At 57.1% G+C, this 12,963-nt stretch carries 13 protein-coding genes; 4 read left to right on the plus strand and 9 right to left on the minus strand.

The features are described from left to right. Positions 1–154 precede the first annotated feature (154 nt). From dmpG to D9N13_RS13875, 9 genes are all read right to left on the minus strand, one after another. Entirely contained in the window at positions 155–1,180 is a 1,026-nt protein-coding gene (gene dmpG / locus D9N13_RS13835; protein WP_290591171.1) for a 4-hydroxy-2-oxovalerate aldolase, read from the minus strand. Next, positions 1,180–2,064 carry an acetaldehyde dehydrogenase (acetylating) gene (locus D9N13_RS13840; RefSeq protein ID WP_290591176.1) on the minus strand — a complete coding sequence of 295 codons (885 nt, stop codon included), beginning with the start codon at positions 2,062–2,064 and terminating at the stop codon, positions 1,180–1,182. Before D9N13_RS13840 ends, dmpG begins: the two co-directional genes overlap by 1 nt. 267 nt (positions 2,065–2,331) lie before the next feature. Then, the gene (locus D9N13_RS13845) at positions 2,332–3,120 is read right to left on the minus strand and encodes a fumarylacetoacetate hydrolase family protein (protein WP_317622507.1); all 789 of its coding nucleotides are present in this window, start codon (positions 3,118–3,120) and stop codon (positions 2,332–2,334) included. Positions 3,121–3,122: 2 nt separating this feature from the next. Continuing rightward, positions 3,123–3,962, minus strand: a complete 840-nt coding sequence (locus D9N13_RS13850) for an alpha/beta fold hydrolase (RefSeq protein WP_290591182.1) — start codon at positions 3,960–3,962, stop codon at positions 3,123–3,125. Positions 3,963–4,020: 58 nt separating this feature from the next. Continuing rightward, positions 4,021–4,887: an SDR family NAD(P)-dependent oxidoreductase gene (locus tag D9N13_RS13855; protein ID WP_290591185.1), complete on the minus strand. Its 867-nt coding sequence runs from the start codon at positions 4,885–4,887 to the stop codon at positions 4,021–4,023. A 12-nt stretch (positions 4,888–4,899) separates the two neighbouring features. Further along, positions 4,900–6,099 (minus strand): flavin-dependent monooxygenase, encoded by a 1,200-nt coding sequence (locus tag D9N13_RS13860; RefSeq protein WP_290591190.1) that lies wholly within the window; start codon positions 6,097–6,099, stop codon positions 4,900–4,902. 59 nt (positions 6,100–6,158) lie between these two features. Continuing rightward, positions 6,159–6,686 carry a flavin reductase family protein gene (locus D9N13_RS13865; RefSeq protein ID WP_290591196.1) on the minus strand — a complete coding sequence of 176 codons (528 nt, stop codon included), beginning with the start codon at positions 6,684–6,686 and terminating at the stop codon, positions 6,159–6,161. A 69-nt stretch (positions 6,687–6,755) separates the two neighbouring features. Further along, positions 6,756–7,658, minus strand: coding sequence for a VOC family protein (locus tag D9N13_RS13870; protein WP_290591199.1), 903 nt, complete (start codon positions 7,656–7,658; stop codon positions 6,756–6,758). A gap of 24 nt (positions 7,659–7,682) precedes the next feature. After that, positions 7,683–9,296 carry a FadD3 family acyl-CoA ligase gene (locus D9N13_RS13875; RefSeq protein WP_290591205.1) on the minus strand — a complete coding sequence of 538 codons (1,614 nt, stop codon included), beginning with the start codon at positions 9,294–9,296 and terminating at the stop codon, positions 7,683–7,685. Positions 9,297–9,555: 259 nt separating this feature from the next. Between D9N13_RS13875 and D9N13_RS13880 the strand changes: the two genes are divergently transcribed. The 4 genes from D9N13_RS13880 to D9N13_RS13895 are packed head-to-tail and all read left to right on the plus strand — an operon-like array spanning position 9,556 to position 12,961. Next, positions 9,556–10,431, plus strand: coding sequence for a CoA transferase subunit A (locus D9N13_RS13880; protein WP_290591212.1), 876 nt, complete (start codon positions 9,556–9,558; stop codon positions 10,429–10,431). Between the two features lie 30 nt (positions 10,432–10,461). Further along, positions 10,462–11,265: a CoA-transferase subunit beta gene (locus tag D9N13_RS13885; RefSeq protein WP_317622508.1), complete on the plus strand. Its 804-nt coding sequence runs from the start codon at positions 10,462–10,464 to the stop codon at positions 11,263–11,265. A 50-nt stretch (positions 11,266–11,315) separates the two neighbouring features. After that, positions 11,316–11,771, plus strand: a complete 456-nt coding sequence (locus D9N13_RS13890) for a Zn-ribbon domain-containing OB-fold protein (protein ID WP_290591218.1) — start codon at positions 11,316–11,318, stop codon at positions 11,769–11,771. Further along, positions 11,768–12,961, plus strand: a complete 1,194-nt coding sequence (locus D9N13_RS13895) for a lipid-transfer protein (RefSeq protein ID WP_290591221.1) — start codon at positions 11,768–11,770, stop codon at positions 12,959–12,961. The genes D9N13_RS13890 and D9N13_RS13895 overlap by 4 nt, the downstream gene beginning before the upstream one ends. Positions 12,962–12,963 lie beyond the last annotated feature (2 nt).

The raw sequence follows: 12,963 nt of genomic DNA on the forward strand, positions 1-12,963 counted from the left end.
ATGCTTGCTTCGCAATCGATTGCATGGGGCAAGTCTTATCGTTCTGGAATGTTCGATATTACCTTACTTACCTCTAAATACCCAAGTAAAGCGCCGAAACTTTCCCAACCTGTCGATGAAAGTCCATGCAATATCAACAGGTTGGGGTTTGTGTTCAGCCAGCCTTGGCGCGGGCCAGCTGCATGGCCACATCTTCGATCAGATCCTCCTGACCACCGATTGCCTTGCGCTTGGCCATCTCCAGCAGGATGTCCTGCGAGGGCACACCGTATTTGGCGCCGGCCCGTTTCGCAAACAGCAGGAAGGAGGAGTAAACCCCGGCATAACCCAGCACCAGCGAATCCCGGTCCACCCGCACCAGGTGATCCATGATGGGAATGATTTTTTCTTCGGCAACGGCCATCAGTTTGAAAATGTCCACGCCGGTATCGGCCTCCATGCGGTCCAGTACCGCCGCAAATACTTCCAGGGGGGTATTGCCGGCACCGGCGCCGAGGCCGGCCGCGGAGCCATCGATGCGGTTGGCGCCGGCCTCCACAGCGGCCATGGAGTTGGCCACGCCCAGGGCCAGGTTGTGGTGGCCATGAAAGCCCAGCTCGGTTTCCGGTTTCAGGTTGGCGCGCAGCAGGCTGATGCGCGCGCTGACTTCATGGGGCAGCATGTAGCCCGCGGAATCGGTGCAGTAGATGCAGTTGGCGCCATAGCTTTCCATCAGCAATGCCTGTTGCAGCAGCTCTTCCGCGCTGATCATGTGGGCCATCATTAAAAAGCCCACCGTATCCAGCCCCATCTGGCGCGCCATGCCGATGTGTTGTTCGGAGACATCGGCCTCGGTGCAGTGGGTGGCCACGCGAATGGTGCCCACCCCCATGTCCGCCGCCATCTTCAGGTGATCCACGGTGCCGATGCCCGGTAACAACAGGGCCGAGACCTTGGCCTGTTTTAGCTTGGGAATCACCGCGTCCAGGTAGGCTTCATCGGTCGCAGCCGGGAAACCGTAGTTGACGGACGCGCCGCCCAGGCCGTCACCGTGGGTGACTTCAATAAGGGGAACGCCGGCGTCATCCAGGGCGCAGGCGATATCAATCATCTGCTCAACACTGATCTGATGGCGCTTGGGGTGCATGCCGTCCCGCAGGCACATGTCATGCAAAGTGATTTTCTTGCCTTTAAAGTTCATTACAGTGCTCCTTTTTCCGCATACATTTCCGCGGTACGCAAGGCGGCGGCGGTCATGATGTCCAGGTTGCCGGAATAGTTCGGCAGAAAATCCCCCAAACCTTCCACCTGCAGAAAGATGGTGACGCGATTGCCGTCAAACACCGGATCGTTGGTAAGCTGGTAGCCGGGAACATATTGCTGCACGTCTGCCACCATGGCGTGAATGGAGGCGAGGATTTTATCCTGGTCCGGCTCGCTGGCAGTGAGGCAGTGTACAGTGTCGCGCATGATCAGCGGTGGTTCGGCCGGGTTGACGATGATGATGGCCTTACCCTTTTTAGCACCGCCGATTTGTTCGATGGCGCCGGCGGTGGTGCGGGTGAACTCGTCAATGTTTTTGCGGGTGCCGGGGCCTACGGATTTGGAGGCTACGGTGGCCACGATCTCGCCGTAATCCACCGGCTGCACCCGGCTTACCGCCGCCACCATGGGGATAGTGGCCTGACCGCCGCAAGTAACCATGTTGACGTTTTCCTTGCGCCCTTCCTGCAACAGTTGGTGCAGGTTAACCGGCGGAATGCAGTAGGGGCCGATGGCCGCCGGTGTCAGGTCGATCATGATGGCGCCCTGTTCAGTCACCTTGCGGGAATTTTCTGCATGCACATAGGCGGAGGTGGCGTCGAAGACAATCTGGATGTTGTCTTCCTTCATATGGGGGACCAGGCCATCCACCCCGTTGGTGGAGACTTTCATACCAAAATCCCGTGCCCGTTTGATGCCTTCGGATTCTTCGATGCCCACCATCCAGACCGGTTCGATCCAGTCACTGCGCATGGCTTTCATGAGCAGGTCGGTGCCGATGTTGCCGGGGCCGATGATGGCAGCCCTGAGTTTTTGTGACATGGTGTTGTGTCCTCGTAATCTTTAAAAAGGGTGATCTTCAATAATTCCTGTCTGTCGAGTTAGCACTTCGGAGTTCGCTGAGGACTGGGTTCTTTTCAGCATCATGTCACTTGGCCTGCGGCTGCCCTGTGCTTCTCGAAACAATCGGCGGCGACGAAACTCGCCCTTTGGGCTCAGACAACCGTCGCCTTAATCCGATTGTTTCTGCGATGCTCGGCGGCGTGAGAATGATGCTGAAAAGAACCCAGTCCTCCGCTGTGTGCGTGCTTATCGAAACGTTATGGTGGCGCTGCCTACTCCCGACAGCTCCATGTGCATTTCATCCCCCGGCAGCACTGGTTCCAGCGGAACCAGTGACCCGGAGAGAATCACTTCCCCCGCTTTAAACGGAATACCAAATTCACCCAAGGTGTTGGCCAGCCAGGCCACAGCGGTCAGCGGATTACCCTGTACGGCCGAGCCTTTGCCGCTGCTGATTTTATTGCCGTTTTTAAATACGGTAACTTCCAGGTTGGGCAGATCCACAGCATGGGGATTCACCTGTTGGTCGCCGATCACGTAGACACCGCAGGAGGCGTTGTCGGCGATGGTGTCCTGAATTTTTATGTTCCAGTCCTGAATACGGGAATCCACAATCTCGAAGCAGGGCATGATGCACTCGGTGGCATCCAGTACATCCTGCTCGGTAACACCGGGCCCTTGCAGATCCTGCTTCAGCAGAAAGGCGATTTCGGCTTCCGCCCGGGGTTGGATCAGATTGCCGGCGATGGGGCACTCCCCATTGTTGGCCACTTCCATGGCTGAGGTAAGAAACCCGAAATCCGGTTGATACACGCCCAGCATTTCCTGCACCGCCAAGGAGGTTACGCCGATTTTTTTTCCCACCACTTTTTCTTTGGTGTGATGTAAGCGTGCCTGCAACATGGCCTGGGAAATGTGATAGGCATCTTCAATATCGATGTCACTGAAGCGCTCAGTGAGTGGTACCAGGGTTTGCCCCGCACTCAAGGCATGAAACAGTTCTTCACCCAGGTGTTGTCGTTGCTGCGGCGTCAGGCTCATAGCAGGTTGGCTTCCAAAAATTCAATACTGCGCTGGTTGAATAAATCCGCGTGTTCGATCATGGCCCAATGGCCACATTTGCTCAGGGTGATCATCTGGGCATCGGGGCAGTGGGTGACAATTTTCTCCGCACCGGATACGGGGCAGAAGTGATCCTTTGCACCCCAGAATCCCAGAACAGGTTGGGTTATCTGCGCGAGTTTTTCTGTCAGGTTGGGGATCACCATGCGCTTGAACACACTGCTGTTTTGGCTCTGCAGGACACGAAAGCGTTCTGCGACCAGCTCATCGGTAATGAACGAGGGATCGAACACGATCAGCTGTAACACTTCTTTCAGGTAGGCTGGCGTGAATTCCGGGGAATCCAGCGGAATCTTGGTCATGGCCTGGATGCCGGGCATGGTTTGGAAGTAGGTGATCTGGTCTTCCAGGCCACCACAGCCCATTAGAATAAGATGGCTGACCCGTTGCGGATGCTGTAACGCCAGCCCCAGGCTGATGGCACCGCCCAGTGAATTTCCCACCAGGGCGAACTGCGCCAGATCCAGTTGATCCGCCATGCTGATTACACTGCTGACAAAAAAATCCAGGGTGTAGTCTGTATCCGGCTTGTCGCTGTCACCGAACCCCGGCAGGTCCGGAATGATGGTGCGGTAACCGGCTTCGGCAAAGGCGTAGGCGTTGTAGCGGAAATTCAGCCAGCCGCTGGCACCGGGGCCACTGCCTTGGAGAAAAACAACGGGGTAGCCTCCAGCGGGGCCCAGTTCACAATAGCGAATGCTGAGATCATTCAGCACCTTAAGTTGTTGGCTTTGCGGTTTGGCTGGCACGGTCATATTGTGTTGCTCTTGTTGTTAATAGAAAGCGTTATGGGGCGCCGTTTACACGGTGCTGCTACATGACAACAGCCGGGTTGTACGGCAGTGGCCCACCCAGCATTTCGCGATGGGATTGGGGTTGCGAACCGTCCACATCGCAGACACCCAATTCCTGGCCGATTTCGGCACCGATAAAGGCCTGCCCGGTTTTCTCCATCAGATCTTTGTCCCGGTACAATGCATCAATGACGCGTCCGGTGAACTCGGGTGATTCCGCCATCTGAAAAAACGCCGCGTACTTTTCCGGGTCGGCGGCCATCACCGCGTCCAGGCGCTCGGTTTTCAACACGCCCATCCAGATGGAGGCACAGGCGATGTTGAAGGGTTTCAGATCCTGGGCCATATCCCAGATCATTTTGTCGCTCCCGGCTTTTTGCGCGCCATAGGCAGGGCCGTGCATATAGCAGGCCGCTCCCGGTGAACTGGTGTTGATGATCAGCCCGCTTTTTTGTGCCGCCATGAGCTTGGCGGCGTGATAGCTGGCCACGTAACTGGAACGCAATCCCACATTAAGGATGTCCACCAGTTGCAGTGATTTTTCCCAGAACGGGCCGGGAACCACCAGATCATCGTGCAGGCAGGTGGCGTTGTTCACCAGAATATCCAACTGCCCGCGCTCTTTTTGAATCTGTCGGAAAAGTGAGGCCACCTGTTCGTCATCGGCATGGTCGCAGATGACGGGAACGCCAACGCCGCCCAGGCGGGTGACCGCTTCAGCGGTGGCATAGACAGTACCGGGTAACGGTGCATCACCCTCCTGTTGGCTGCGGCCGGTCACATAAACGATGTCGCCCAGGCGACCGAATGCCTGGGCGATGCCTTTGCCGGCGCCGCGGGAGGCGCCGGTTACCAATACCACTCGAGGGGACAGGTTCATGGTCATGGTGCCGTGTCCTCAGAGGAAGAAGTCCGTGTTGTCCAGACCCAGCTGAATGGCACCGTAATTACGTCCATACTGGTAGGGATTGTTGGCCACGTGAGCGCGCCCGGCCAGAATGTCCAGTACAAAACGCTGCAGTGGACTGTTGGTGAAGATAGCGCGACCGCCACACATCTTTTGCAGTTCCAGCACTTCCGCCAGACAGGCCTCCGGTACGGCAGCGGATTCGTAACGGTATTGAATGCGTAAGTTGAGGTCGGTGGGCTGACCTTGGCGGGCATCCGCCATCAATTGATCGTAGGTCTGCATCAGCCGCAGTTTCAGTTGATCCACCAGCGCCTGGGCACGGGCCACCGCCATCTGCGCCTGCGGATCTTCTGCGGTTTTGGAACCGGAGTTGGTGCCGACCCGTTTGGATGCCACATCCCGATAGGCATTAATGGCGCCCTGGGTTGCACCAATGGTGGAGGTGGATACCGCCCGTGGGAACAGTTGGCCAAAGGGTATTTTATACAGTGGAATCTCCCTGGAATCGATGCCGGGGTTGGTGCCGCGGAAGCCATCCAGGGAGCTGTGCGTGCGGTAATCCGGAACAAAGGCGTCTTCTACCACAATGTCATTGGAACCGGTGCCCTGTAAACCAAAGGTATGCCAGGTATCCATGACTTTGAAATCACCCCGGGGTACCAAAAACGTGCGGTAATCCGGGTTAGGGTTGTCAGCGGTGGGAGGCACCACGCCGCCCAGGAACACCCAGTCGCAATGATCGCAGCCACTGGAAAACGCCCAGCGTCCGCTGAATTTAAAGCCGCCGTCCACGGGCTCCACTTTGCCCACCGGCATGTAGGAAGAGGCGATCAGCACGCTGGTGTCGTCGCGCCAGACATCTTCCTGCGCCTGCAGATCAAACAACGCGATCTGCCAGTTGTGTACGGCGATCACACCGTAGATCCATGCCGTTGACATGCAGCCTTCGGCTAATGCCATCTGCACTTCAAAGAACACCTGCGGGTCCATTTCATAGCCGCCCCAACGCTTGGGTTGCAGTACCCGGAAGAAACCGGCGTCGTGCATCTTGGCGATGGTGGCATCAGGGATTTTGCGTTCTGCTTGCGCGTGGGTTGCCTGTTCCTGCAGGAATGGAATCATATCCCTGGCCCGCTGTATGATCAGTTCCGGGGTCACGTCCTGCAGACTTTGTTCTTGTGCTGTCATGATGAATCTCGCTTGTCTTTATGAACTGTTAATTGGCCATTGATTTAGCGGCTGCGGGTTTAGACGGCCACCGGTAAATCCAGGTCGGCATAGCGCCCGGCATGAAAAATCAGCGGCGGCAGCTGACGATTGTCAAACTCCACCACGCGCCCCACGATAATGACGTGATCACCACCTTCGTATTGGTGTTCCGTCTGGCACTGGAACAGTGCACTGTAGTCTTTCAACAGCGGAATACCACCCACGCCCACGGTGTGCTCAACGTCGCAGAACCGGTCGGCACAATTGGAGGCAAACTGGTTGGAGATGGCCTGCTGCTGTGAGTTCAAGACATGAACGGCAAAGCGATCGGCATGGATAAATTCTTCATAGGATTTTGAGGTGCGGGCAATGCTCCACAGCACCAGCATGGGATCGAGCGATACAGAACTGAAGCTGTTGACGGTCATGCCCACTTTGTTGCCCCGGGCATCGCAGGTGGTGATCACCGTCACCCCGGTGGCAAATTGCCCCAGGGCTGTGCGAAAGGCTTTCTGATCGATCTGAGGCTCAACCCGTGATCCGGCTTGTGACACATTCTTTGACATGGTTCATTACTCTTGTTGTCCTGTTGCTATCGTCTCAATGGCCCTGTGAAATGTCCTACCTCAAATGGCCTATTCCATGCCGACGCTGAAATCGTGGCCCCAAAAACTGTTGACTGTACTCTGGAACGGAGAATAACGGCTCCAATCGGCCACCGTGCGGCCTTCGGCGCCATACTCGAGCATGAAACCGGAAGGTGTGGCCATGTAGAAACTCACCATATGGTCGTTGGCGTGGCGGCCCAGGGTGCCGGTAAGCTTGACGTTGTGGGCTTTGATGCGGTCCAGGCAACGGCCCACTTCATCCACCCGGTCCACTTCCACCATCACATGCACGCAACCGGCGGGCATGGGGGATTCGAAGATGGCCAGGCTGTGGTGGCGTTCATTGCAATGCATAAAGTAGAGGCGCTTTTCCGGCTCATTGGGATCCGGGGTGAAGCGCACCTTCATCAGATCGGAAACCGCAAAGCCCATGACGTTTTTGTAAAACTCATAGCAGCCGTCAAATCCCGGTGTGGGCAATACCACGTGGCCAAAACCCTGCTCACCGGTAATGAATTGCCGGATGCCCAGGGGCGAGGCAAACTGGCCAAAGTCCGATATGGGGCCCCAGTACACTTCATGGCGATTGCCATCGGGATCGGTAAAGCTCACCAGATCTTGCACCCGCCGTTGCGCCGTCAGTTCGGCGCCGGCGCGCTCGAAGTTGATGCCGTGTTGTTCCAGGGTATTGATGGCGTCGGCGAAATCATCAGGTCCGGCCACTTCCCACCCGCTGAAGGCGTAGCAGTCGGTATCGGAAGATTGAATGACGATGCGCCAGGGACGATCGTCCATTTTCAGATAGACGCTGTCGTCGTCGGCCAGCTGATGGGAGACATCCATCATACCCAGCACCTGTGTGCCATAGTGGGCCCAACGGGATGGGTCGGTACAGTTAACGCCGATGTAGCCCAGGCTGTGAATTTTCATTGTTGTTTTCCTCAAACGTGAGTTCTATTGTCCCGATATACCGTGTCCCGATACCCTGTGTCCGGATAACTTGCGCAGTTCCGGTTTTAATACTTTGCCGGAAGCATTCATGGGTAAGCTGTCCACAAACGCCACCTGGCGGGGTACCTTGTAATTTGCCATGGTGTCGCGGCACCAACTGATCAACTGTTCTGCGTCCAGCGTGCTGCCCGGGGTGCGTACCGCAAATACTTTTGCCACCTCACCCAGGCGCGGATCGGGTACGCCGATCACCGCATTCATGACAATGTCGGGATGAGCGGCAATGGTCTTTTCAATTTCCGCGGGATAGCAGTTAAAACCGCCGGTGATGAACATGTCTTTCAGGCGGTCGGTGATTTTCAGGTTGCCTGCTGTGTCCATCACCCCGATGTCGCCGGTGTGCAACCAGTTGTCGGCATCGATGGCATCGCGGGTAGCCGCCTCATTTTCAAAATAGCCCTGCATTACGTTAAAGCCCCGTACCACAATTTCCCCCGGCTCACCGCAGGGTACCTCCTGGTTGTTGGCGTCAACGCAACGTACTTCCACATCGGGGATGGCCCGCCCGGAGGTAGTGGCGATGATCTCGGCACTGTCCCCCTGGCGGCAGGCGGTCACCAGCCCGCAGCTTTCAGTGAGGCCGTAGGCGGTGATCACAGTGCTGAAGCCCAGCCGGGATTTCATGTGCCGGATCATCTCCACCGGAATTACGGCGGCCCCGGTGGTGGCCCGCTGCAGGGTGGAAAGGTCGTACTGGTGCAGATCGGGATGTGCCAGCAATGACTGAAATAAGGTGGGCGGCCCCGGCAGCACCGATATACGGTCACGGCTGATGCGTTGCAGAATGTCTTCGGTGTCAAACACCGCGTGGGGCAGCAATGTCACCCCTTTCAACAGACAGGCAAGAATACCGGCTTTGTAGCCGAAGCTGTGAAAGAACGGATTGATCACCAGATAGCGATCACCGCTTTGCAGGCCGACGATTTCCGCAAAATGGGTAAAGGCGCGAAGATTCTGCTCGTGACTTGTCATCACGCCTTTGGGGTGTCCGGTGGTGCCGGACGTAAACAGAATGTCTGATACGTGGGTGTCGCTGACACCCTGCATCCGTTGCTGCACGGCACCTGCCGGTACACGGCAGCCCTGTTCCAAAAAGGTTTCCCAGGGGGTCAGGTGGCGTGTTGTTGCCGTGGCTGAGTCGGCTTGACGGAATACCACCAGGTGTTGCAGATCCGGCAACGTTTCCTGATCCAGTTGCGCAGGGTAATCGCAACCCAGAAACGAACCGATGGAAAACAGTATGCGCGCCCGGCTTTGCTGCAGAATGTAGGCGGCTTCATTGCCTTTGTAACGGGTGTTGAGGGTGACCAGTATCGCGCCGGCGCATTGGGCGCCAATGGCCGCAATCACCCACTCGCTGATGTTCGGCGCCCACACCGCAACGCGGTCACCCGGTTGGATATCGAGTTCAATCAGCGCTGCCACCACCGAATGCACCTGGCGGGCAAAATCATCGAACGGAATACGGGTCTGGCCTTCTTCCAGAAAGAGCGTGTCGCCGTATTGCCGAGCGGCCTGTGCCACCAGTTTGGGAATGGTGGTGATGGGGTTCTGCATGATGGTGTTTGCCTGTTCAACGTATTGTTTTGTGGTGCGTAACCTATGGCAAAAAAGTATCGAAACCGTTGCAGAGTGTCCTAGTCCACTTGGACGATTTTAGTGACAGGTAAAATTCCCATAATGCCCAATAAGCACTCAGGCTTGCTTTTTTTCAACGCATTGAAGGCTCTGCTCACCGCCCCTAACTGCGTGTTATGTAAAGAGAAAGCACCTCAATCCCGATAATAAGACCTGACCTGTTAAAGAGAGCCAGATCATGAATAAAGTGCAGTCCGCTCAAGAGGCCGTAAGCCAGATAAAAAGCGGTATGACCATCGGCATCGGTGGCTGGGGGCCCCGGCGCAAACCCATGGCGCTGATCCGCGAACTGTTGCGCAGCGATGTGCAGGATCTGACGCTGGTGTCCTACGGTGGCGCCGATGTGGGTATGCTGTGCGCCGCCGGTAAGGTGAGGAAAGTGGTGTATGCCTTTGTTTCACTGGATTTCATTCCGCTGGAACCCTATTTCCGGCTGGCCCGTCAGCAAGGTGATATCGAGGTAATGGAATTGGACGAAGGGCTGATGCTGCTGGGCCTGCGGGCGGCGGCGTGGCGCTTGCCCTACATTCCCACGGCCATCGGCCTGGGTACAGACATCATCCGTCACTGCCCCGACCTGAAGGTGATCGACAGCCCCTATGATGACAAGGAATGGCTGGCCATGCCGGCGTTGAACCTGGATGTATCGCTGTTGCATGTGGACCGGGCAGACGCGCGCGGTGTGTGCCAGATTAAAGGGCCTGATCTGTATATGGATGATTGGTTCGCCCGCGCCGCCAACAGCACATTGGTCAGTTGCGAAGAGCTGGTGGAGACCGACTACTTTCACGCTGGAGACGAAGCACGCTACGTTTTCTGGGAGCGGGCACAAACCCAGGCGGTGGTGCCCATCGCCGGTGGTGCCCATCCGTCTTCCTGCAATCCTGAATACGGATTCGACGTCAACCATTTCAAAGCGTATGCCGCATCAGTGAAAGAGGGCGGTTTTGATGCCTATCGCAGCCGCTTCCTCAGTGGAACCGATGAGCAGGATTACCAACAGGCGGTGGGTGGCCTGGAGGCCATTCAGGCGCTACCGCTGCCGGTGTATTAAACACGGGCGGACCGTTACGGGAACACAATGATGAATCAGACAGTACAAGATTACAGCCTGGCGGAACTGATGATTGCCGCTGCCGCCGACGCGTTTCGTGGCGACGGGGAAGTGCTGGCAACGGGTATTGGGTTGTTGCCGCGCCTGGCCGCGAGCCTGGCCATGAAAACCTGCAACCCGGATATGATGATGACGGATTCCGAGGCCTATCTGTTGAGTGAGCCTAATCCAGTGAGCGGGCGCAAGTCGCACGCGGGCCAGGCGCAGGAAACCTGGATGGGGTTCTCCCGCATCTTCGACAATGTGTGGAGCGGCAAACGCCATGCCATGGTGGGGCCGTCGCAGATTGATCGCTACGGACAAACCAATATTTCCGCATTGGGCGGCACCTATCAGCAACCCAAGGTACAGATGCTGGGGGCGCGCGGGTTTCCCGGCAATTCCATTAGCCATGCCAATTCTTTTTTTGTGCCGGCCCACAGCAAACGGGTGTTTGTTGAGGATGAATGCGATGTGGTGTGCTCCGTGGGTTACAACCCGCAGCGCCTGCCCCGGGGTTACACACTGGATGATATTGACATTCGGCTGGTGATTACGGATCTGTGCGTGATGGATTGGAACGGGCCGCAACACATGCTGCAACTGATAAGCCTGCATCCGGGAATCAGTGTGGAGCAGGTATTGGACAATACCGGTTTTGAAGTACAGGTACCGGCGCAGGTGCCAACCACCGCGGCCCCCACCCCATTGCAGATGGAGATCATTGGGCAGATGGATCCGTTGAACCTGCGGGCCAGGCAATTGAAAGACAATCCTCCCGGGGATCGGCGCTGACGAAAAGAACCGGCAGCAGCACACTACAATTTGATAACAGCGGTGACGACATGAGTGAAGAAACTAACGCGGCAGCTGGTAAAAAACACAGGCAACCGGCCCTGGAAGGCTGGTTCACCCTCGATAATGAAAAGCCCCATCTGATCGGTAATCAATGCGCCGATTGCGGCACCTTTTACTTTCCCCGTGCCCGGAACTTTTGCAAGAACCCCGCCTGCAATGGCGACCACTTTGAAGATGTGCAGCTAAGCCGCACCGGTAAAGTGTGGTCGTTCACCAATGCGGCATACCAGCCCCCGGCACCCTATGTGGCTGCCGATCCCTTCGTGCCTTTTACCATTGCCGCGGTGGAACTGGAAAAAGAAAAAATGATTGTGTTGGGGCAGGTGGTGGCCGGCGTCAATCCATCTGACCTGGAGGCCGGTATGGATATGGAACTGGTGCTGGATACCTTGTTTGAAGACGATGCGGCGGAGCACATCACCTGGAAGTGGAAACCATTATGAGCAGCAGTATGAATAACGAAATCGCCGTACTGGGCGTGGGCATGCACCCCTGGGGTAAATGGGGCCGTAACTTTGTTGAATACGGAGTTAAAGCCGCCCGCGATGCCTTAGAGGATTCCGGTGTGCGGTGGCAGGATGTGGGCTTTGTGTCCGGTGCCGCCACCATGCGTTGTGGTTATCCCGGCTATGTGGCCGGCGCCACCTTCGCCCAGGCATTGGGCTGGCAGGGCGCCGAAGTCAACACCAGCTATGCGGCCTGTGCCTCGGGATCGCAGGCGTTGGCCGCAGCCCGCGCCAAGATTCTGTCCGGTGCCTGTGATGTGGCATTGGTGGTGGGAGCCGACACCACGCCCAAAGGTTTTCTGGCGCCGCAAAAAGGCGAGCGCCCGGATGATCCGGATTGGGTGCGCTTTCGTCTGGGTATTACCAATCCAACCTATTTTGCTCTGTATGCCCGCCGTCGCATGGCGTTGTACGGCGACACCCAGGATGACTTTGCCCAGGTGAAGGTCAAGAACGCCGAGCATGGGTTCCGCAATGAAAATGCCCGTTACCGAAAAAAATTCTCAGCCGAAGAGGTGTCGGCCTCCAACATGGTGGCCGACCCGTTACGCCTGATGGACATTTGCGCCACTTCAGACGGTGGCGCTGCCCTGGTGGTGTCCAGTCTGGAGTTCGCCCGCAAAATCGGCCGCGCCGATGCGGTGAAGGTGGCGGCGGTTTCCACCGTTACCCCAACCTATGCCTCTTCTGTAATTGAGATGCCGGACATTGCTACGGATTCCGCCGCCGTGGTGGCGGCGCACAGCTTTCGTGCGGCATTGCCGGTAAAAGCCTATGAAGAAGCCGGCATCGGCCCGGCGGATGTGGATGTGGCCGAAGTCTATGATCTTTCCACCGCGCTGGAGTTGGATTGGATGGAGGATCTGCAATTGTGTGAGCGGGGGCAGGCCGCGCAGCTGGTGCGGGCGGGTGATACCCGGGTCGGTGGCCGCCTCCCCATCAACCCATCCGGTGGCCTGGCCTGTTTTGGTGAGGCGGTACCGGCTCAGGCCATTGCCCAGGTGTGCGAACTGACCTGGCAGTTGCGTGGTGATGCCGGAGCGCGTCAGGTGGCGGGGGCCAGGGTTGGTATCACCGCAAACCAGGGCCTGTTTGGACACGGCTCATCTGTCATCTTGAAGCGGTGAAC

Source organism: Ketobacter sp. GenoA1 (assembly GCF_003671475.1).
Classification (GTDB): domain Bacteria; phylum Pseudomonadota; class Gammaproteobacteria; order Pseudomonadales; family Ketobacteraceae; genus Ketobacter.